18 protein-coding genes and 1 tRNA gene are annotated in these 18,831 nt (G+C 70.9%); all 19 read left to right on the forward strand.

What is annotated here, in order from left to right; all coding sequences use genetic code 11:
• The coding region (gene infB / locus H9X80_RS08465; RefSeq protein ID WP_204793906.1) for a translation initiation factor IF-2 at positions 1-2,034 on the forward strand (2,034 nt) is incomplete at its 5' end.
• A gap of 49 nt (positions 2,035-2,083) precedes the next feature.
• Complete coding sequence (rbfA, locus tag H9X80_RS08470) at positions 2,084-2,536, forward strand: 30S ribosome-binding factor RbfA (RefSeq protein ID WP_204793907.1); 453 nt, start codon at positions 2,084-2,086, stop codon at positions 2,534-2,536.
• 3 nt (positions 2,537-2,539) lie between these two features.
• Complete coding sequence (locus H9X80_RS08475; protein ID WP_342590903.1) at positions 2,540-3,568, forward strand: DHH family phosphoesterase; 1,029 nt, start codon at positions 2,540-2,542, stop codon at positions 3,566-3,568.
• Positions 3,565-5,703 (forward strand): tRNA pseudouridine(55) synthase TruB, encoded by a 2,139-nt coding sequence (truB, locus tag H9X80_RS08480; protein WP_204793908.1) that lies wholly within the window; start codon positions 3,565-3,567, stop codon positions 5,701-5,703. The genes H9X80_RS08475 and truB overlap by 4 nt, the downstream gene beginning before the upstream one ends.
• Complete coding sequence (gene dnaG, locus H9X80_RS08485; protein WP_204793909.1) at positions 5,700-7,673, forward strand: DNA primase; 1,974 nt, start codon at positions 5,700-5,702, stop codon at positions 7,671-7,673. The genes truB and dnaG overlap by 4 nt, the downstream gene beginning before the upstream one ends.
• A gap of 43 nt (positions 7,674-7,716) precedes the next feature.
• Positions 7,717-9,084: an RNA polymerase sigma factor RpoD gene (gene rpoD, locus H9X80_RS08490; protein WP_204793910.1), complete on the forward strand. Its 1,368-nt coding sequence runs from the start codon at positions 7,717-7,719 to the stop codon at positions 9,082-9,084.
• 57 nt (positions 9,085-9,141) lie between these two features.
• The gene (locus tag H9X80_RS08495; RefSeq protein ID WP_204793911.1) at positions 9,142-9,564 is read left to right on the forward strand and encodes a hypothetical protein; all 423 of its coding nucleotides are present in this window, start codon (positions 9,142-9,144) and stop codon (positions 9,562-9,564) included.
• Positions 9,565-9,746: 182 nt separating this feature from the next.
• Positions 9,747-9,821: transfer RNA gene (locus tag H9X80_RS08500), tRNA-Asn, on the forward strand.
• Positions 9,822-10,498: 677 nt separating this feature from the next.
• The gene (pyrR, locus tag H9X80_RS08505; protein WP_204793912.1) at positions 10,499-11,071 is read left to right on the forward strand and encodes a bifunctional pyr operon transcriptional regulator/uracil phosphoribosyltransferase PyrR; all 573 of its coding nucleotides are present in this window, start codon (positions 10,499-10,501) and stop codon (positions 11,069-11,071) included.
• Positions 11,072-12,007: an aspartate carbamoyltransferase catalytic subunit gene (locus tag H9X80_RS08510; RefSeq protein WP_204793913.1), complete on the forward strand. Its 936-nt coding sequence runs from the start codon at positions 11,072-11,074 to the stop codon at positions 12,005-12,007.
• A complete protein-coding gene (locus H9X80_RS08515; protein WP_204793914.1) occupies positions 11,991-13,295 on the forward strand; it encodes a dihydroorotase in 1,305 nt (434 codons plus the stop codon). Before H9X80_RS08510 ends, H9X80_RS08515 begins: the two co-directional genes overlap by 17 nt.
• A 9-nt stretch (positions 13,296-13,304) precedes the next feature.
• A complete protein-coding gene (locus H9X80_RS08520) occupies positions 13,305-14,099 on the forward strand; it encodes a dihydroorotate dehydrogenase electron transfer subunit (RefSeq protein ID WP_204793915.1) in 795 nt (264 codons plus the stop codon).
• Entirely contained in the window at positions 14,099-15,028 is a 930-nt protein-coding gene (locus H9X80_RS08525; protein ID WP_204793916.1) for a dihydroorotate dehydrogenase, read from the forward strand. Before H9X80_RS08520 ends, H9X80_RS08525 begins: the two co-directional genes overlap by 1 nt.
• The gene (pyrF, locus tag H9X80_RS08530) at positions 15,022-15,744 is read left to right on the forward strand and encodes an orotidine-5'-phosphate decarboxylase (protein ID WP_204793917.1); all 723 of its coding nucleotides are present in this window, start codon (positions 15,022-15,024) and stop codon (positions 15,742-15,744) included. The genes H9X80_RS08525 and pyrF overlap by 7 nt, the downstream gene beginning before the upstream one ends.
• A gap of 233 nt (positions 15,745-15,977) precedes the next feature.
• Positions 15,978-16,286: an integration host factor, actinobacterial type gene (mihF, locus tag H9X80_RS08535; protein ID WP_204793918.1), complete on the forward strand. Its 309-nt coding sequence runs from the start codon at positions 15,978-15,980 to the stop codon at positions 16,284-16,286.
• Position 16,287: 1 nt separating this feature from the next.
• Positions 16,288-16,893: a guanylate kinase gene (gmk, locus tag H9X80_RS08540; protein ID WP_204793919.1), complete on the forward strand. Its 606-nt coding sequence runs from the start codon at positions 16,288-16,290 to the stop codon at positions 16,891-16,893.
• The gene (locus H9X80_RS08545; protein ID WP_204793920.1) at positions 16,868-17,152 is read left to right on the forward strand and encodes a DNA-directed RNA polymerase subunit omega; all 285 of its coding nucleotides are present in this window, start codon (positions 16,868-16,870) and stop codon (positions 17,150-17,152) included. Before gmk ends, H9X80_RS08545 begins: the two co-directional genes overlap by 26 nt.
• Before the next feature lie 7 nt (positions 17,153-17,159).
• Positions 17,160-18,407, forward strand: coding sequence for a tRNA uracil 4-sulfurtransferase ThiI (thiI, locus tag H9X80_RS08550; RefSeq protein ID WP_204793921.1), 1,248 nt, complete (start codon positions 17,160-17,162; stop codon positions 18,405-18,407).
• Positions 18,408-18,610: 203 nt separating this feature from the next.
• On the forward strand, positions 18,611-18,831 hold a 221-nt coding region (locus H9X80_RS08555), incomplete at its 3' end, for a hypothetical protein (protein ID WP_204793922.1).

Consider the following 18,831-nt stretch of genomic DNA (forward strand, 5'->3'; position numbering starts at 1 on the left):
GTCCTCGCCGCGACGGCCCTTCTTGCCGCGGGCCGCGGCCGCCGCGGCAAGAAGGGCCGTCGCGGCGAGGACGGCGGCGAGGACCGCTACAGCCGCATGGCCCGCGAGGCCGAGGCCTACAACAGGAGCCGCGTCCTCGAGGAGGCCCGCGAGGCCGTCGAGGAGGCCTCCCGCGAGTCCACCGGCCGCCGCAAGCGCCGCAAGGAGCGTCGCCAGAAGCAGGCAGCGGAGGCGGCCAAGGAGCACCGCATCGAGGAGGCCATCGCCAACGACCAGGACCTCTCGCAGCTCGACACCGTGAAGGTCCCGCAGGGCTCCACGGTCCAGGAGCTCGCGGAGCTTCTCGGCGTGCCGGCCAACGACATCATCAAGCGCCTCTTCCTGCTGGGCACCCCGCTCACCCTCACCGAGTCCATGTCCGACGACCTCATCGAGCTCGTGGCGGACGACCTCGGCCGCGACGTCAAGGTCATGACCAAGGAGGAGGAGAACTCCTTCACCTTCTACGACGACCCGTCCTCGCTCAAGCCGCGCCCGCCGGTGGTCACCGTCATGGGCCACGTCGACCACGGCAAGACCTCGCTTCTGGACGCCATCCGCCACACCGGCGTGGCCGAGGGCGAGGCCGGCGGCATCACGCAGGCCATCGGCGCCTCCCAGGTCGCGGTCAACGGTCGCAAGATCACCTTCATCGACACCCCGGGCCACGAGACCTTCACGGCCATGCGCGCCCGCGGCGCCAAGGTGACCGACATCGTCATCCTGATCGTGGCGGCCGACGACGGCGTCATGCCCCAGACCGTCGAGTCGATCAACCACGCCAAGGCGGCCGGCGTGCCCATCATCGTGGCCGTCAACAAGATCGACAAGCCCGGCGCCAACCCCGACAAGGTGCGCCAGGAGCTCACCGAGTACGGCATCATCCCCGAGGAGTGGGGCGGGCAGAACATGTTCGTCAACATCTCGGCCAAGAAGAAGATCGGCATCGACGAGCTGCTCGAGACCGTCCTGCTCCAGGCCGACGTCCTCGAGCTCAAGGCCAACCCGGACACCTTCGCCTCCGGCAACGTCCTCGAGGCCAAGCTCGACCGCGGCCGGGGATCTGTGGCCACGGTGCTCGTGACCCGCGGCACCCTGCACGTCGGCGACGCGCTCGTGGCCGGCATGTCCTACGGTCGCGTCCGCGCGATGCTCGACCCCAAGGGCAACAACGTCAAGGAGGCCGGCCCCTCCGACGCCGTGGAGATCCTCGGCCTGCAGAGCGTGCCGATGGCCGGCGACGAGTTCCGCGTCTTCACCGACGAGCGCGACGCCAAGAAGCTCGCCGACGAGCGCTCCCTCAAGGCCCGTATCGAGGAGCAGAACCGCGTCAAGCACGTCACGCTGGAGAACCTCTTCGACACGATGGCCGACGCCGAGGTCAAGGAGCTCAACCTCATCATCAAGGCCGACGTCCAGGGCTCCATCGAGGCGCTCCAGGACTCCCTCGACAAGATGGACCAGTCCGAGGTCCGCATCAACACGATCCACTCCGCCGTCGGCGCGATCACCGAGACCGACGTCACGCTCGCGGACGCCTCCAACGCCATCATCATCGGCTTCGGCGTGCGCCCGGAGGCCAAGGCCCGTGCCGCGGCCGAGCGCGACGGCGTGGAGATCCGCACCTACAGCGTCATCTACAAGGCGATCGAGGACATCGACGCCGCCCGCATCGGCATGCTCAAGCCGACCGAGGTGGAGGTCCAGACCGGCACCGCCGAGGTCCGCGACACCTTCAAGGTGCCCAAGGTCGGCGTGGCCGCCGGCTGCATGGTCACCGAGGGGGAGATCTCCCGCGACGACCAGGTGCGCCTGGTGCGCGACGGCATCGTCGTCTACGAGGGCAAGATCGCCTCGCTGCGCCGCTACAAGGACGACGTCAAGAGCGTCAAGGCGGGCTTCGAGTGCGGCATCGGCCTGGAGAACTTCCAGGACGTGAAGCCCGGCGACCTCATCGAGGGCTTCCGCATCGAGCAGGTGGCCCGCACCGAGTAGGGCATGCGGCCGGGGCCCGCGCGGCCCCGGCCCTTCCGTTGGAGAGACCATGAAGCAGAACCAGCACTCGAGAAGGACCAACGAGCAGGCGCGCGTCAAGCTCGCGAACATCCTCCTCTTTGAGATCGCCGACCCGGACCTCGCGCTCGTGACCATCACGGGCGTGGAGGTCTCCGTGGACAAGTCCTACCTGCGCGCGTACGTGAGCTGCGACTCCGCGCGCTACGAGGAGGTCACGGCCGCCCTCGCCCGCGCCAGGGGGCGCATCCGCTCGCTTCTGGGCCGCGCCCTCGGCTGGCGCGTGACCCCCGAGCTCGACTTCCGCATCGACACCACCACCGACGAGGCCGAGCGCATCACGCGCGCCCTCGAGGACGTGCCGCCCACCATCGGCGTGGAGAAGGACGAGTTCGGCTACCCCGTCGCGCCGGATGGCGAGGACGGGGAGGCGGGCGACGAGGGCGCCGCTGATCCCGACGGCACCGCCCGGGAGGGTGATTAGGTCGTGGCCGGGCGCTCCATCGGGCCCGCCGAGCAGCGGGACGGCTTCGACCAGATCAGCGCGCTCGTCGAGCGCGCCGAGACCATCGCGATCTGCGCGCACACCTCCCCGGACGGCGACGCCATCGGCTCGGGGCTGGCCCTGGCCGAGCTCATCGAGCGAGCCTGGCCGGGCAGGCGGGTGACGAACCTGCTCGCTGACACCGAGGTCGTCCCGCGCACCTACCGCTTCCTGCCGGGGGCGGACCGCTTCGTGCGGCCCGCCGACTACGAGGGCGCGCCGGACCTCTTCTTCTGCGTCGACCTCTCCCAGCCGAGCCGCCTGAACGAGGCGCGCGCCGTCCTGGAGCGTGCCGGCGCCGCGGCCGTGATCGACCACCACCCCTCCTCGGAGCCCTTCTGGGACGCGGGCGTGGTCCGCACCGACGCGGCGGCGGCCGGCGTCATCGTGGCCGAGTACGCCCTGCACGTGCTGGGGGAGCTCACGCCCACGATGGCCCAGAACCTGCTCTGCGCCCTCGTCACGGACACGGGGCGCTTCCAGTACCAAAACGCCAACGGGGAGGCCTTCCAGGTGGCGAGCGCCCTGGTGGACGCCGGCGCGTCGCCCGCCGAGGTGGCCCTCAACGTCTACCAGAGCGACCGCCTCGCCTACCTGCACCTCGCCGCCACCGTCATGGGGCGCATCACCACCTTCGAGCATGGGAAGATCGCCTACAGCTACGCCACCGCGGCGGACCTCGCCGCCTCGGGCGTCCCGGTGGCGGAGTGCGACGGCCTCATCGACCTCGTGCGCTGCGTCGAGGGCTCCGAGGTGGCGCTCTTCCTCAAGGAGGTCCCGGGCGGCCAGGTCCGCGGCAACCTGCGGGCCAAGACGGACCGCGACATCTCCGTCATCGCGCGCGAGATGGGCGGCGGCGGCCACGCGGCGGCGGCCGGGTTCACCTACGAGGGCGACATTGACCAGGCGCTCTCGGTGGTCCTGCCCAAGCTGCGCGCGCTCTACGCGCCGGGCGAGAAGGACGCTCGTTGAGTCGGCGTCCAAGCGCCCTCTCGGCGCTCATCGCCGTTGACAAGCCATCAGGGATGACGAGCTTCGACGTGGTCGCGCGCGTCCGTCGCGCGGTCGGCGAGAAGCGCGTGGGTCACGCCGGCACGCTCGACCCGGCGGCCACCGGCGTGCTCGTGGTGGGCATCGGCCAGGCGACCAAGCTCCTGGGGCAGCTCACGCTCGACCGAAAGGGCTACCGCGCCACCTTCCAGCTCGGAGCCGAGACCACGACCGACGACGCCGAGGGCGAGGTCACGCACACCGCCGAGGTGCCCGACGACCTTCTGGACGAGGGGAGGGCCAGCTGGCAGGTCGAGCTTCTCGAGGGCGTGCAGGACCAGGTGCCGCCGGCCTTCTCGGCCGTCTCCGTGGGCGGCCGGCGCGCCTACGACGCCGCGCGCGCCGGGGAGGCGCTCGAGCTCGCGCCGCGCCGCGTGCGCGTCTTCGGCGCCCGGCTCGTGGAGGTCCGTCCCGAGGAGCGCTCCTGGGTCGTGGACCTCGACGTCTCTAAGGGGACCTACGTGCGCAGCATCGCGCGCGACCTTGGGCGCGAGCTGGGGTGCTACGCGCACGTGAGCGCGCTCCGCCGCACCTTCTCCGGCCCGGTGACGCTCGCCGACTGCGTGAGCCTCGAGGAGCTCGAGGCCGGCGGCGCCGAGCTCGTTCGCGGGCGCTGCCTCGACCCGGTGGCCGTGCTCGGCCTGCCGGCACGCGAGCTCGACGTGTCCGAGGTCGTGGACGTCTCGTGCGGGCGGCGAATCGAGGCGGGGACGGTGCGCGACGGCGTGGTGGAGCGCGCCGCCGAGCAGGGGGAGCGCGTGGCGCTGACCTTCAGCGGCGCGCTCGCCGGCATCTGGGAGCGCCGTGGGGCGAGCCTTGCCTGCGTCTCCAACTTCCCCCAGGCCATCGAGGGCGTGCGGCAGCCCGTGGACCTCCGAGCCCTCTGCCCCGAGGCCCCGCTCGACGAGCCCTCGGCACGGCGCCTGCTGCGCGCCGCCGAGACCGTGCCGCGTGCCTATCGAGGCGGCCCGGGCGATACCGTGCTCGACGGCGCGTCCACCGTCGAGATCGCGCTGCCCTACGAGCGGCCCGTCTTTGGCGTGCGCGTCGTCGACGGCGTCGCGGAGGGCTTCTCCTCGCTCGACCACGTCCGCGAGCTCCTCGGCGACGACCGGCGCTTCGTCTGCGCGATCGGAGCCTTCGACGGGCTGCACCGGGGCCACCGGGCGCTGCTCGCGCGAGCCCGCGCCGAGGCGCGCCGCCGCGGCTGCCGCCTTGCCGCCGTGACCTTCTCGCCCGACCCGTCGCACGTGCTCGAGCCCGCGCGCCCCCCGCGCGAGCTCATGAGCGACGACGAGCGCACCTACGGCCTGCTCGACGCCGGGGTGGACGCCCTGCTCGTCTTTGAGTTCACCCCGGAGCTTGCCGCGGTGCCCTTCGAGCGCTTCGTGCGCGAGGCGCTGCCCGCCGGCATGCTCGACGTACGCGCCGTCGTGGTGGGCTCCGACTTCCGGCTCGGCGCGGGAGGCGCGGGAACCGTGGACGCGCTCGCCGCGCTCGGGCGCGAGAACGGCTTCGACGTGGTGGGCGTCCCGCTCGCGGAGGCGGGCGGCGCCCCCGTCACGGCCACGCGCATCCGCGACCTGCTCGGCGAGGGGCGCGTCGAGGACGCGGCCGACCTGCTCGGCCGCTGCCACCACGTGAGCGGCACGGTGGCGCACGGACGCGGCGAGGGCACCGGCTTCGGCTTCCCCACGGCCAACGTGGTCGTGAACGCGAGGCTCTGCCTGCCGGCCGAGGGCGTCTACGCGGGCTACGTGCTGACGGGCCGTCCCGGCCATGAGACGCGCACCGCGTGGCCCGCGGCGATCAACGTGGGCAAGCCGCGGTCCTTCTCGCCGGGGGAGGAGGGGGAGCCCTTCCTCGAGGCGACCCTGCTCGGATTCTCGGGGGACCTCTACGACGAGTACGTCGACGTGGTCTTTCTCCGCTGGCTGCGCGCCCCGCAGGTCTTTGGCTCGGTGGAGGAGCTCGAGCGCGTGGTTCTTGGGAACGTCGAGTGGGTACGAAAGACCCTGGGGGAGAGGGGCGTCGAGCTTTCCGGGGGGTGCGCATGATCTCCGACGAGGACAAGGAGCGGGTCCGCCAGGCCACCGACTTCGTGCAGCTCGTGGCCGAGACCGTCGAGCTGCGCCAGCGGGGCCAGGAGTTCTGGGGCTGCTGCCCCTTCCACGGCGAGAAGACCCCCTCGTTCAAGGTCAACCCGGCCACCGGGCTCTGGCACTGCTTCGGCTGCGGGGACGGCGGCGACGTCTTCTCCTACGTGCAGCGCCGCGAGAACCTCGACTTCCCGGACGCGATCCGCTACCTGGCCGACCGCGCAGGCATCGAGCTCTCCGAGGAGCGCGGGGCCGCGCGCGGGCCGCGCAAGTCCCGCCTGGTGGAGGCGCTCGGCGAGGCCGAGGCCTACTACCACCTCATGCTCATGCGCGGCCGCGGCGAGGGCCCGGACGCGGCCCGGCGCTACCTCGCGGGGCGCGGCTTCGGCTCCGAGGTGTGCCGAAGGTGGGGGCTCGGCTACGCCCCGGGGCGCGGCCAGCTCGTGGCGCAGCTGCGCGCCAAGGGCTTCACGGGCCCCGAGCTCGTGGCAGCCGACCTGGCGGTGGAGCGCTCGGGGCGGCTCTCCGACCGCTTCTTTGAGCGCGTGATGTTTCCCATCCACGACGAGATGGGCCGCACGATCGCCTTTGGCGGACGGATCCTGGGCGCCAAGACCGAGCACGTGGCCAAGTACGTCAACACGCGCGACACGGCCGCCTTCAACAAGGGCAAGCACCTCTTTGCCTACGACAGGGCCAAGGAGTCGATGGCGGCCACCGGCGAGGCCATCGTCTGCGAGGGCTACACCGACGTCATCGCGATGCACGAGGCGGGCTTCACCAACGCGGTGGCGGCCCTCGGCACCGCGTTTCGCCTTGACCACGTGCGCCTCATGGAGCGCCAGCGCGTGAGCCGGGTGGTGTGCCTGTTCGACGGCGACGCCGCCGGCCAGCGCGCAGCCGAGCGCGCGGTGCGCTACCTCGACAAGACCTCGGCGGCCCTCATGTGCGTGGTGCTGCCGGACGGCCAGGACCCGATGGAGTTTCTCGCCGCGCACGGGGCGGACGCGATGCGCGCGCAGCTCGACGGAGCCCGACCGCTCATGGACTTCGTCTTCGAGAAGCGCCTCGCGGCCCACGACCTCTCCGCCCCGGGGCGGCGCGTGCGCGCGCTGGAGGACATGGCGGGGCTGCTCGCGCCGCTCAAGCACTCGGTGCTGCTCGACGAGTACGCCACGCGCCTGGCCGACACCCTCGGCATGGACGTGGGCGAGACGAAGCGTGCCATCCGCGAGGCCCCGGTGCGCGAGCTCGACGAGGAGCGGCCCGCGCGCGGCGGCCGGATGCCGGCGCGCCGTGAGAGCGGCGGGGCGCGCCCAACGACGCCCGCGGTCGGCGTGGCTGCCGACGACGGCGCCGCCCCGGACGACTACGTGCCGCTCGACGCCTACGAGGACGCGGCGGGCCCGCGGTCCTTCTCGCCATCCGGGGGGCAGGCCGGCACGGAGATGCCGTCCCCCGCGCTCTCCGCCGACGAGCGCGTGCAGGTGAGCGCCGAGCGCGAGCTGCTCTCGGCGATGGCGGCCTGCCCGGACGCCCTGCGGCCCTACGAGGACCGCATCGCGGGGCTGAGCTGGGCCGACGGCCGCCACGAGGCAATGGCCTGGGCCATGCTCTCGACCCCGGAGGGGACCTCCCCGGCCGAGGTGGTGGCCGCCGCGAGCTCGGTGGTGCCCGAGGCGCCGCGGATCCTCTCCGGCGGGCGCGTGATGGACGAGGCCGAGCTCACCGACGCCGAGAAGCTCGACTTCATCGTCGACACCGCCGAGCTGTGCTCGTGCCGGAGGCGCGTCCGCCAGATCCGTGCGAGCCTGCGCTCCAGCTCCCCGACGGACGCCGACTCCGAGCGCCTCTTCGAGGAGGCGACGCGGCTCCAGCGGCGTGTGGGCGAGCTCACCAGAAAGCTCTCCTCGGTTTCCGCCGAGTAGTTTTGGGTATAATTCCGAAAGTTTGCATGTCGAAAGGACCCACGTGGCAGCCAAGAAGACCAAAGAAGACGTCAAGCTCTCCGACGAGCTCAGCAAGGTCGTCGACCAGCTGGCGGCCGGCGCCGGCGAGCAGGCCAGTGTCACCGAGGACGAGGTTCAGGTCGCGATTCGCGAGATCGACGTCGACTCCGACGAGCTCTCCGACCTCTACGACGTGCTCCGTGCACGCGGCGTCGAGGTGACGAGTGCCGCCGAGTCGCAGGCCACGCCCTTCCCGCTCGAGGAGGACGCGCAGGACGAGGACGCCTTCGACGATGACGACGTGCCCTCGGACGAGTTCTCCGACGACGAGGAGGAGCAGTCCGAGAGCGCGGCCGAGGCCAAGGCCGTCAAGGAGGCCCTGCGGTCGGTCCCCAAGGCCAAGGTGGCCAAGCCCAAGCGCTCCTCGCGCGCCCGTGCCCGCCGCGCCGACACCTCCACCGCGATGCTCACGGGCGACCCGGTGCGCATGTACCTCAAGGAGATCGGCAAGGTGGACCTGCTCACGGCCTCCGAGGAGGTCAACCTCGCCATGAAGATCGAGGCGGGGACCGAGGCCACCGAGAAGCTCGAGGCCGCCGAGGCGGGGGAGGCCACCCTCACCCGCGCCGAGCAGCGCCGCCTCATGCGCATCGAGCAGGTGGGCCTTGACGCCAAGCAGCAGCTCATCAGCGCGAACCTGCGTCTCGTGGTCTCCATCGCCAAGCGCTACGTGGGTCGCGGCATGCTCTTCCTGGACCTCATCCAGGAGGGCAACCTCGGCCTCATCCGCGCCGTCGAGAAGTTCGACTACACCAAGGGCTTCAAGTTCTCCACCTACGCAACGTGGTGGATTCGCCAGGCCATCACGCGCGCGATCGCCGACCAGGCGCGCACCATCCGCATCCCGGTGCACATGGTCGAGACCATCAACAAACTCATCCGCGTGCAGCGCCAGCTGCTTCAGGACCTCGGGCGCGACCCCACGCCCGAGGAGATCGGCGCGGAGATGGGCATGAGCCCGGACCGCGTGCGCGAGATCCAGAAGATCAGCCAGGAGCCCGTCTCCCTGGAGACGCCGATCGGCGAGGAGGAGGACTCCCAGCTCGGTGACTTCATCGAGGACTCGACGGCCGTGGCGCCTCCCGAGGCGGCCTCTGACTCCATGCTTCGCGAACAGCTCGACCAGGTGCTCGACAGCCTGGCCGACCGTGAGCGCAAGGTCATCAAGTTCCGCTTCGGCCTGGAGGACGGCCATCCCCGCACCCTCGAGGAGGTGGGCCGCGAGTTCGGCGTCACGCGCGAGCGCATCCGCCAGATCGAGAGCAAGACGCTGGCGAAGCTCCGCCACCCGAGCCGCTCGGGTCGCCTGAAGGACTACATAGAGGACTAGTGGTTCGACAGGGGGCGTCGTGCGAGCGGCGCCCCGCCGCATGAGGAGGGACGCCACATGTCGCCCGTTCAGAAGAGTCTCAAGATGCTCTCCCTTGTCGTCATGGCGCTCGGCCTGCTGCAGCTCGTCGGCGGCGTGCTCATGCTGGCCGCCCCGGACGTGGGGGCGCTCCTGTGCGTCCGCGTGTCTGCCGACATGGCCGCGGGAGCCGTCTCGGACGGCCTACTCGGCGCGGCAAACATCGTCGCCGGGCTTCTCGGCCTGTACGCGGGCGCGTCCGGCTCGATCGCGGCCAACAGGCCCCGCAGCGCGGCCGGCTTCAAGCGGGCCGGGATCCTGCTTGTCGTCATCTGCGTGCTCGTGGTTGCCCTCGGCCTCGTGGCCGGACGGCTCAGCTGGCTCGTCCTCGTGCTCGCGGTGCTCGGGGTCTGTGCCTGCGTCGCCGCCGTCAGGGCGAGCGAGGAGGCGGCCGACCGTTAGGGAGGCGTGGGCCTGACGGGTCTGCGGCACGCCTCGCCCGAGCGCGGCGGCAAGCTCCACGAGCTTGGGGGCGTCACATGGCCGGGCACGCGCCGTAGCAAGGCAGGGGCGCGGGACTTTTTTCAAATTCCCCCTTGCGTCCGGCGCCTGCATCTGTATACTTATTTCTTGCGTGAACCCATTCCCCGGTGGCGCAGTGGTAGCGCAGCTGACTGTTAATCAGCGTGTCGTAGGTTCGAATCCTACCCGGGGAGCCAGAGACTTCGAGGCCGTCGGACGTCCGACGGCCTCTTTTCGTGTGACGCGGCCTCGCAGGTCTTTCTCGCCGGCGCGCGCGTCTCGCCCGCTTGTGCTCTCCGCGCCGTCCGCCGCCCGCAGGTCCCTCTCGCCGTGCCGTCCGCCTCGGTGCGCCTGATTCGCCGGGTGTGTGCGCGTGGAGCGCCTAATTCACTGGCATTGTGTGCGGCCGAGCGCACAATGGCGGCGATTCTGGCGGTGCGGACGCACACACCCCGAGGTTCTGGCGCGGGCGGGCGGGTTCTGGCGGCTGCGCGCACAATGGCGGCGATTCTGGCGTCGCGGACGCACACACCCCGAGGTTCTGGCGCGGGCGGGCGGGTTCTGGCGACGGCGCGCACGCTGGCGTCGATTCTGGCGCAGTCGGATTCCGTCGCGGGCGGGCCCCGTCGCGGGCGGGTTCCGTCGCAGCCGCACCTGCGGACCGTGCCGCCCGCCGCCCGCAGGTCCTTCTCGCCGACGCACGCGTCCCGCCCGCTTGTGCTCGCCGCCCCGCTGGCGTACAGTGGGGAGGATTTTTAAGCCGGTGCGAGACGCCAGCAAGGTCAACAGGTCCCTTCCGGGGCGCTTCCCATAGACTTTCCTCGACGCTCGCGCCGCCTGCCGGCAGGGCGTCTTTTTGTGAGAAGGGAGTCCCATGGAACAGGCCAAGCTCAAGGCCCAGATCATGGACGAGCAGGCCATGAGTCGCGCGCTCACCCGCATCGCCCATGAGATCATCGAGAGGAACGAGGGGGCCGACAACGTCGCGCTCGTGGGCATCGTGCGCCGCGGCGCCGTGCTCGCGCCGATGCTCGCCGCCGAGATCGAGAAGATCGAGGGCGTGAAGATGCCCGTGGGCACGCTCGACGTGAGCTTCTACCGCGACGACGTGCGGCGCCGGATCGCGCCGGTGGAGTTTGCCACGGAGATCCCCTTTGGCGTCGACGGCCGCGACATCGTGCTCGTGGACGACGTGCTCTACACGGGCCGCACCATCCGCGCCGCGCTCGACGCCCTGATTGACCTCGGCCGCCCGAGCACGGTGCAGCTGGCCGTCATGATCGACCGCGGCCACCGCGAGCTCCCCATCCGCGCCGACTACGTGGGCAAGAACGTGCCGTCCAGCCACGAGGAGGACGTGCGCGTCTCGCTTCGCCCCATCGACGAGACGAACTCGGTCGAGATTTGGACCCGCCCGACCGAGAAGGACAATGGAGGTGCCAACTAGATGCTGTCCGTCAAACACCTGATCGACACGACGAGCCTCACTGCCGACGACATCACCCAGATTCTCGACACGGCGCGCTCGTTCTCCGAGGTCAACAAGCGCGCCATCAAGAAGGTGCCGGCGCTGCGCGGCCGCACGATCGTCAACCTCTTCCTCGAGCCGTCTACGCGCACCAAGAGCTCCTTCGAGCTCGCCGAGAAGCGCCTGTCCGCCGACTCCCTCTCCATGGGCGGCGCCACGAGCTCGGTGGTCAAGGGCGAGAGCCTCGCCGACACCATCGAGACGATCGACGCGATGAACGTCGACATGTTTATCTGCCGCGCCAAGCTCGCCGGCACGCCGCAGAAGATCACCGAGCATACCGACGCCGTGGTCATCAACGCCGGCGACGGCAAGCACCAGCACCCCACCCAGGCGATGCTCGACCTCTACACCGTCCGCGAGAACTTCGGCCACCTCGACGGCCTCAAGGTGGCCATCGTCGGCGACCTCTCCCACAGCCGCGTCTGCGGCAGCCTCGTGCCGGCGCTCAAGACCATGGGCGCCGACGTCACGCTCGTGGGCCCGCCGACCTTCCAGGTGGACGACCCGAGCTACTACGGCGTGCCGCAGACGGCTGACTTCGACTCCGTGATCCCCGAGATGGACGTCGTCTACATGCTGCGCGTCCAGCTCGAGCGCATGGAGGGTGCGGCCATCCCGTCCCGCCGCGAGTACAACCGCCTCTGGGGCCTCGACATGGCCCGCGTGGGCAAGATGAAGCCGGGCGCCATCATCTGCCACCCCGGCCCCATGAACCGCGGCATGGAGATCAACGCGGACGTGGCCGACTGCGCCCGTTCGCGCATCTTGAACCAGGTCAACGCCGGAGTCCTCACGCGCATGGCCGAGATGTACCTGCTTCTGGGAGGAGAGAACAATGGCGTTTCTGCTTAGGGGTGCCCACGTCGTTGACCCGCAGGTGGGCCTCGACGGCGTCCGTGACGTGCTCGTGGACGGCGGGAAGGTCGCCGCGGTGGCCGAGTCCCTCGAGGTGCCCGCAGGCGCCGAGGTGATCGACGCCGCAGGCAAGTACCTCGTCCCTGGCCTCGTGGACATGCACGTGCATTTCCGCGACCCCGGCTTCGAGTACAAGGAAACCATCGAGACGGGCGCCCGCGCGGCCACCCACGGCGGCTTCACCGACGTGGCCACGATGCCCAACACCGACCCGGTGACCGACACCGGCGCCGAGGTCCGCTACCAGATCGACCGCGCCCGCGCGGCCGGGCTCTGCCACGTGCGCCCGATCGGCGCGCTCACCGTGGGCGAGAAGGGCGACACGCTTGCCGAGATCGGCGACATGGTGATGGAGGGCGCGGTGGCCTTCTCCGACGACGGCCACGGCGTCCAGAGCGCCGGCATGATGCGCACCTGCATGGAGTACGTGAGCCAGTTCGACAAGGTGGTCTCGGCCCACTGCGAGGTGGAGAGCCTCACCACCCACGGCGTCATCAACGAGGGCCGTGCGAGCACCCGCCTCGGCATGTTCGGCTGGCCGGCGCTCGGCGAGGAGCTCGAGATCTACCGCGACATCGAGCTCTGCCGCATGACCGGCTGCGCCCTGCACATCGCCCACATCTCCACCGAGAAGGGCCTTGAGCTCGTGCGCGCCGCCAAGGCCGAGGGACTGCCGGTGACCTGCGAGGTCACCCCGCACCACCTCTTCCTCTGCGAGGACGACATCACCGACGCCTACGACACCAACCTCAAGATGAACCCGCCGCTGCGCACGGCCGCCGACGCCGCCGCGCTCGTCGAGGGCATCTGCGACGGCTCGATCGACTGCCTGGTGACCGACCACGCCCCGCACGCCCCGCACGAGAAGGACTGCGAGTGGGAGATCGCCTTCTTCGGCATCGTGGGCCTGGAGACGTCGCTGCCGCTCATGCTCACCAACCTGGTGCTGCCCGGCAAGATGAGCTGGTCGCGCCTCGTCGAGGTCATGGCCGTGAACCCGCGCGCCGCCCTGCGCCTGCCGGAGGTTCGCGTGGAGGCGGGCTCTCCTGCCGACCTCACGCTCATCGACCCGGCGGCCACCGTCACCGTGACCGAGGACTACCTGGAGAGCCGCTCGAAGAACTCCGCGTGGCTCGGCCAGACGCTCACGGGCGCCGCCACCGACGTCTTCGTGGACGGCCGCCGCACCCTCACCGCCGGCGTCGTCACGCCGAGCCGGGCCTAGGGGGCCGCGATGGGCCAGAACGCACGCACGTCGCTGCACGAGGTCGAGGTCGTCTCCAACGAGGCGGTCGCCGACTCCCTCGCGCACGTCGTCCTCTCGGCGCCCGCGCTCGCCGCGGAGCTGCGGCCGGGCCAGTTCGTCGACCTGGCCGTGCCGGGCGACGCGAGCCAGATCCTGCGCCTCCCGCTCTCCTTCAGCCGCGCCGACGCCGAGGCGGGCACCTTCGAGATCACCTACGCCGTGGTGGGCGATGGCACGCGCCGGTTGAGCGAGCTGGCCCCGGGTGCGCGCACCACGGCCGTCGGCCCCTGCGGCAACCCCTGGGTGGTGCCCCAGGGCTGCCGGCGCGCCTGCGTGGTTGCCGGCGGCGTCGGCGTGACGCCGATCGTGGCCTGCGCGGGGCTTCTCGCCGCCTCCGGCGTTGCCTTCGACGCCGTGGTGGGCGCCCAGACGGCCGCCCGGCTCTGGGGCGCCGAGGAGCTCGCTGGGCTCGGCGCCGGCCGCGTGGTGGTCACCACCGACGACGGCACCGCCGGGCGGCGCGGGTTCACCACCGACGCCCTTGCCGACCTTCTTGCCGAGGGCGCCTACGACGCGGTCTTCACCTGCGGTCCCGAGGTCATGATGGCCGGCGTGGCGCGCCTGTGCCGCGAGGCCGGCGTGGCCTGCCGCGTCTCCATGGAGCGGATGATGTGCTGCGGCTTCGGCGCGTGCGGCACCTGCAACGTGGCCATGGCCGACGGCACCTACAAGTCCTGCTGCAAGGACGGCCCGGTCTTCGACGCCGAGGAGGTGGCCTGGTGATGGGCGAGAAGAACGTGAGCATGGCCGTCGACCTCGGCGGCGTGCGCATGAAGAACCCCGTGAACACCGCCTCGGGCACCTTCGGGTTCGGCCAGCAGTTCGAGGGCTTCTTCGACGTGGCGCGCCTCGGCGCGATCACGCTCAAGGGCTGCTCGGCGGAGCCCTGGCCCGGCAACCCGGCCCCGCGCATGTGCGAGGTGCCCTCGGGCATGATGAACACCGTGGGCCTTGCCAACCCCGGCGTGGCCGGCATGGTCGAGCAGTACGGCGACTACCTCGCCGGCCTCGAGGAGCGCGGCTGTCGCGTCATCGTGCAGGCGGCGGGCCACTCCGTGGAGGAGTACGTGGCTGCCGTCGAGAAGATCGAGGAGCTCTGCCCGTGGGCGAGCGGCGTCGAGATGAACATTTCCTGCCCGAACCTCGCGCGCGGCGGCGCCCTCGTGGGCGGCACGCCCGAGAGCGCGGCCGAGGTCGTGCGCGCGGTGCGCCCGCGCGTGAGCCGCCCGCTGCTCGTGAAGATGGCCCCGGTGCGCGTGCCGGAGATCGCCCGGGCCTGCGAGGCCGAGGGCGCCGACGCGCTCAGCCTCGTCAACACAATCAATGGCATGTCCATCGACGTGCGCACCAGGAGGAGCCGCCTGTCCAAGCCCACCGGCGGCGTCTCCGGCCCCGCCATCCACGCCATCGCCGTGCGGATGGTCTGGGAGGCTGCCGGCGCCGTCAAGATTCCCGTCAACGGGATGGGCGGCGTCGCGAGCTGGCAGGACGCCGCGGAGATGATCCTTGCCGGCGCCACCTCCGTGACCGTGGGCACCGCCAACTTCTACGACCCCACCTGCGCGAGTCGCATCGTGGACGGCCTTGCCACCTGGGCGGCCGAGCAGGGGGTCTCCGACATCAACGAGCTGATTGGAGCCGTGGAATGCTAACGTACGAAGAGGCCAGCGACAAGGTCATCGTCGCCCTGGACTGCAGCCGCGAGCGCGCCTTCGAGCTCGCCGATCTGCTCGCCGGCAAGGCGACGTGGGTCAAGGTGGGCATGACGCTCTTCTACGCCGAGGGCCCCGCCATCGTGGACGCCATGCGCGAGCGCGGCCTGCGCGTCTTCCTCGACCTCAAGGTGCACGACATCCCCTTCCAGGTGCAGGGCGCGGTGCGCGCCGCCTCGCTCACCGGCGCCGACATCCTCTCCATCCACGGCCTCGGCGGCTCGGCGATGGTGGCGGCCGCGCGCGCGGGCGCCGAGGAGGCCGCCGGGCAGCGCGACGGGGACCGCACGCGCCTCGTGGCCATCTCGGTGCTCACGAGCATGGACCAGGACGCCCTCGCCGAGATCGGCGTGGACGCGCCCGTGGCCGACGAGGTCTCGCGCCTGGCGGCGCTCGCCTGCAAGGCGGGCTCGGACGGCATCGTCTGCTCGCCGCAGGAGGCCGCCCAGATGCGCGCGCTCCTCGGCCCCGATGCCCTGATCGTCACGCCGGGCGTGCGTCCGGCAGGAGCTGCGGTGGGGGACCAGAAGCGCGTGGCCACCCCCGCGGCCGCGGTCGCCGCAGGCGCCTCGAAGCTCGTCATCGGCCGCCCGATCACGGGCGCCGAGGACCCGGCGGCCGCCTTCGACGCGATCTGCCGGGAGCTCATGGCGTAGGGCCCTCCTCCGGCCCAGGGCCCCGACCGTCATGGTCGGGGCGCCTCCTCAGACCTCGCGGGCTCGGCGGACGGACCGGGGCGGCTTCTGTGAAGACTTGCCCCCGGCCCGCCCCTGAGCTGCACCTTTGGTGGAGAGGTCTTGCAAAACGGGAGCTAAATGGGCACACTATGTTGTTGCGAGCCGGCCAGGGCCTTGGCGGGCTCAGAAGAACACGATGTTTGGAGGATTCTATGGCTCTACCTCAGCTTACCGACGAGCAGCGCAAGGCCGCCCTCGAGAAGGCCGCCCAGGCCCGTCACGAGCGTGCTGAGCTGCGTGAGAAGATCAAGAACGGCAAGGTCACCCTTCAGGACGTCCTCGACTCCGACGACCCCATCGCCTGCCGCATGAAGGTCTCCACCCTCATCGAGTCCCTCCCCGGCTACGGCAAGGCCAAGGCCGCCAAGGTCATGGACGAGCTTGGCATCTCCGCCACCCGTCGCGTCAAGGGCCTGGGCGCTCGCCAGCGCGAGCAGCTCGTCGAGGCCCTCACCAAGTAAGTTGGGGAGAAGAGCCAGAACGTTCGTAGTCTCGGGACCGTCAGGCGTCGGCAAGGGAACGCTCGTCTCGCTTCTGCGCGAGCGCGTCTCGAGCCTGGGCCTGACGGTCTCTGCTACCACGCGTGACCCGCGTCCCGGCGAGAAGGACGGGGTGGCCTACTACTTCCTCACGGACGAGGAGTTCGACCGCCACGTCGAGGCCGGCGACTTCCTCGAGTGGGCGTGGGTCCATGGTCACCGCTACGGAACGCTGCGGCAGGAGGTCAGGCGCCTGACGGACGCGGGCAGCTCCGTGATGCTGGAGATCGACGTCCAGGGCGGCCTCATGGTGCGCGAGCGCGTGCCCGACGCCGTGCTCGTCTTCGTCGAGCCGCCCAGCATGGAGGAGCTCGAGCGACGCCTGCGCGGGCGCGGCACCGAGTCCGAGGCCGAAGTCGAGAGGCGTCTCGCCAACGCGCGCAGGGAGATGGCCCAGGCACCTCTCTACGACGTGCGCATCGTCAACGACGACCTCGAGCGCGCCTGCTCCGAGCTGCGGCAAGTGATTGACACGTACGAGAACAACGGAGGTCCCTCACAAGATGTCTGTGATCAAGCCCGAGATTGACACCCTGCTCGACAAGACCGAGCACAACCCCTTCCTGCTCTGCTCGATCGCGTCGAAGCGCGCCTGCGACATCAACAACATGGTCCGTGGCCAGCACCTCCGCGTGACGGCCATCCAGGACTTCGACGACATCACGACCGTCGTGTCCGGCAAGGACCCGGTGTCCGTCGCCATGCAGGAGATCGAGGACGACACCCTGAGCTTCGTCAAGGAGGACTTCGACGAGGACATCAGGGGCGCCAACATGATCTCTCTGTAGGGGACCCATGACCGAGAGACTCTGCCTCGTCCACTACCACGAGATCGGCCTCAAGGGAAAGAACCGCTCGACCTTCGAGAACCAGCTCGTCACCAACCTGCACCGCGCGCTCTCCGCCTTTGACGTGACCAACATCGCGCGCATCTCCGGGTACGTCATCGTGGAGACGGCCGACCGCGCCGCGAGCGAGGAGCTGGCCGCGGCCATCCGGCGCGTCCCCGGCGTGGCCCGCGTCTCGCTTGCCTACAGGTGCGGGCTCGACGAGTCCGAGTACGTCGCCGCCGCGATTCGCGCCCTCGGCGAGGCTGGCGACTTCGCGAGCTTCAAGGTGCACGCGCGCCGCTCCTCGACCACCTACGAGCGGCACACCCTGGAGATGAACCAGCTCGTGGGCTCGGCGCTCTGCGAGGCCTTCCCCGACAAGAAGGTGGACGTCCACCACCCCGACGTCACCGTCGTGGTGCACGTGGTCCAGGGCAGCACCTACGTCTACGCGGCCTCCGCGCCGGGCGTCGGGGGCCTGCCGGTGGGGACGGCCGGCAAGGTGGTCACGCTGCTCTCGAGCGGCTTCGACTCCCCGGTGGCAACCTGGATGGTGGGCCGCCGCGGCGCCATCTGCGTCCCCGTGCACTTCTCGGGGCGTCCCATGACCGCCGACACGAGCGAGTGGCTCTGCCAGGACATCGTCGACGCCCTCGCGCCCTCGGGCGTGGTGGGGCGTCTCTACGTGGTCCCCTTCGGCGAGCGCCAGCGCGAGATCTCCCTCGCGGTGCCGCAGAGCCTGCGCATCATCATGTACCGCCGCGTCATGCTGCAGGTCTCCGAGCGCATCGCCCGCCTCGAGGGCGCCAAGGCGCTCGTCACCGGCGAGTCCCTCGGGCAGGTGGCCTCCCAGACGCTCGAGAACATCGCCGCCGTCAACGAGGCCGTGACGATGCCCGTCCTGCGCCCGCTCATCGGCTCGGACAAGCAGGAGATCATCCGCCGCGCCGAGCAGATCGGCACCGCCGAGATCTCCAGCCAGACGGCGCCCGACTGCTGCACGCTCTTCATGCCGCGGCGCCCCGAGACGCACGCCCGCATGGAGCAGGTGCTCGAGGCCTGGGAGAGCTTCGACCACGAGGCGATGGTCGAGTCCCTGGTGGACGCCGTTGAGTGGCGGGACTTCCCGCAGTGCCCGTCCTATCACGCCCCCAGGGGACGGCTCCGCGAGCACCACCGCGAGCTTGCGCCCTGGGGAGGCGGCGAGCGGTAGCACCCGCGCCGCGGACGGTGGCCAAGCCGTCCGGGCCAGCCGGAACAAGTTGCTAAGTTGATTTGAGGGACGCCCCGTTCACCGGGGCGTCCCCTGCATTGCGCAAGTTGCCCGGAAGATTGGCGCGAGGTTCGTGACCGACCTTCTGAATTTCACGCCGTCCCCCTCGCCCTCCTGGCCGATGCTGGGAGGGGGGTGGTCGCATGGCACAGGAGCGGGCGAGAAGGGCACGGAGGCTGGCCGGACGCTACGGGGCGGCGGGGAGGGTCGCGGCCCTCGTCATTGCGCTGGCCGTCGTCGCGGTGGCAGCCATCGTCCTCGGCGGGGAGCGGGGCGTCACCATCGAGCGGTCGGGGGAGGGCGTCGTCGAGGCCCCGGCCGAGGAGGGCGCGGCCCCCGAGGAGACCGGTGGGCGCCTCGGGGA

The sequence above is a fragment of the Olsenella profusa genome (genome assembly GCF_016900315.1).
In the GTDB taxonomy this organism is placed as follows: domain Bacteria; phylum Actinomycetota; class Coriobacteriia; order Coriobacteriales; family Atopobiaceae; genus Thermophilibacter; species Thermophilibacter profusus_A.

What these genes read in the sequence shown, in the direction of transcription:
- H9X80_RS08525 (WP_204793916.1), top strand. Translation starts at nt 14,099, where the DNA reads ATGGGCGAGAAGAACGTGAGCATGGCCGTCGACCTCGGCGGCGTGCGC.
- dnaG (WP_204793909.1), top strand. Translation starts at nt 5,700, where the DNA reads ATGATCTCCGACGAGGACAAGGAGCGGGTCCGCCAGGCCACCGACTTC.
- rbfA (WP_204793907.1), top strand. Translation starts at nt 2,084, where the DNA reads ATGAAGCAGAACCAGCACTCGAGAAGGACCAACGAGCAGGCGCGCGTC.
- H9X80_RS08495 (WP_204793911.1), top strand. Translation starts at nt 9,142, where the DNA reads ATGTCGCCCGTTCAGAAGAGTCTCAAGATGCTCTCCCTTGTCGTCATG.
- thiI (WP_204793921.1), top strand. Translation starts at nt 17,160, where the DNA reads ATGACCGAGAGACTCTGCCTCGTCCACTACCACGAGATCGGCCTCAAG.
- H9X80_RS08520 (WP_204793915.1), top strand. Translation starts at nt 13,305, where the DNA reads ATGGGCCAGAACGCACGCACGTCGCTGCACGAGGTCGAGGTCGTCTCC.
- H9X80_RS08545 (WP_204793920.1), top strand. Translation starts at nt 16,868, where the DNA reads ATGTCTGTGATCAAGCCCGAGATTGACACCCTGCTCGACAAGACCGAG.
- pyrR (WP_204793912.1), top strand. Translation starts at nt 10,499, where the DNA reads ATGGAACAGGCCAAGCTCAAGGCCCAGATCATGGACGAGCAGGCCATG.
- mihF (WP_204793918.1), top strand. Translation starts at nt 15,978, where the DNA reads ATGGCTCTACCTCAGCTTACCGACGAGCAGCGCAAGGCCGCCCTCGAG.
- H9X80_RS08515 (WP_204793914.1), top strand. Translation starts at nt 11,991, where the DNA reads ATGGCGTTTCTGCTTAGGGGTGCCCACGTCGTTGACCCGCAGGTGGGC.
- pyrF (WP_204793917.1), top strand. Translation starts at nt 15,022, where the DNA reads ATGCTAACGTACGAAGAGGCCAGCGACAAGGTCATCGTCGCCCTGGAC.
- H9X80_RS08510 (WP_204793913.1), top strand. Translation starts at nt 11,072, where the DNA reads ATGCTGTCCGTCAAACACCTGATCGACACGACGAGCCTCACTGCCGAC.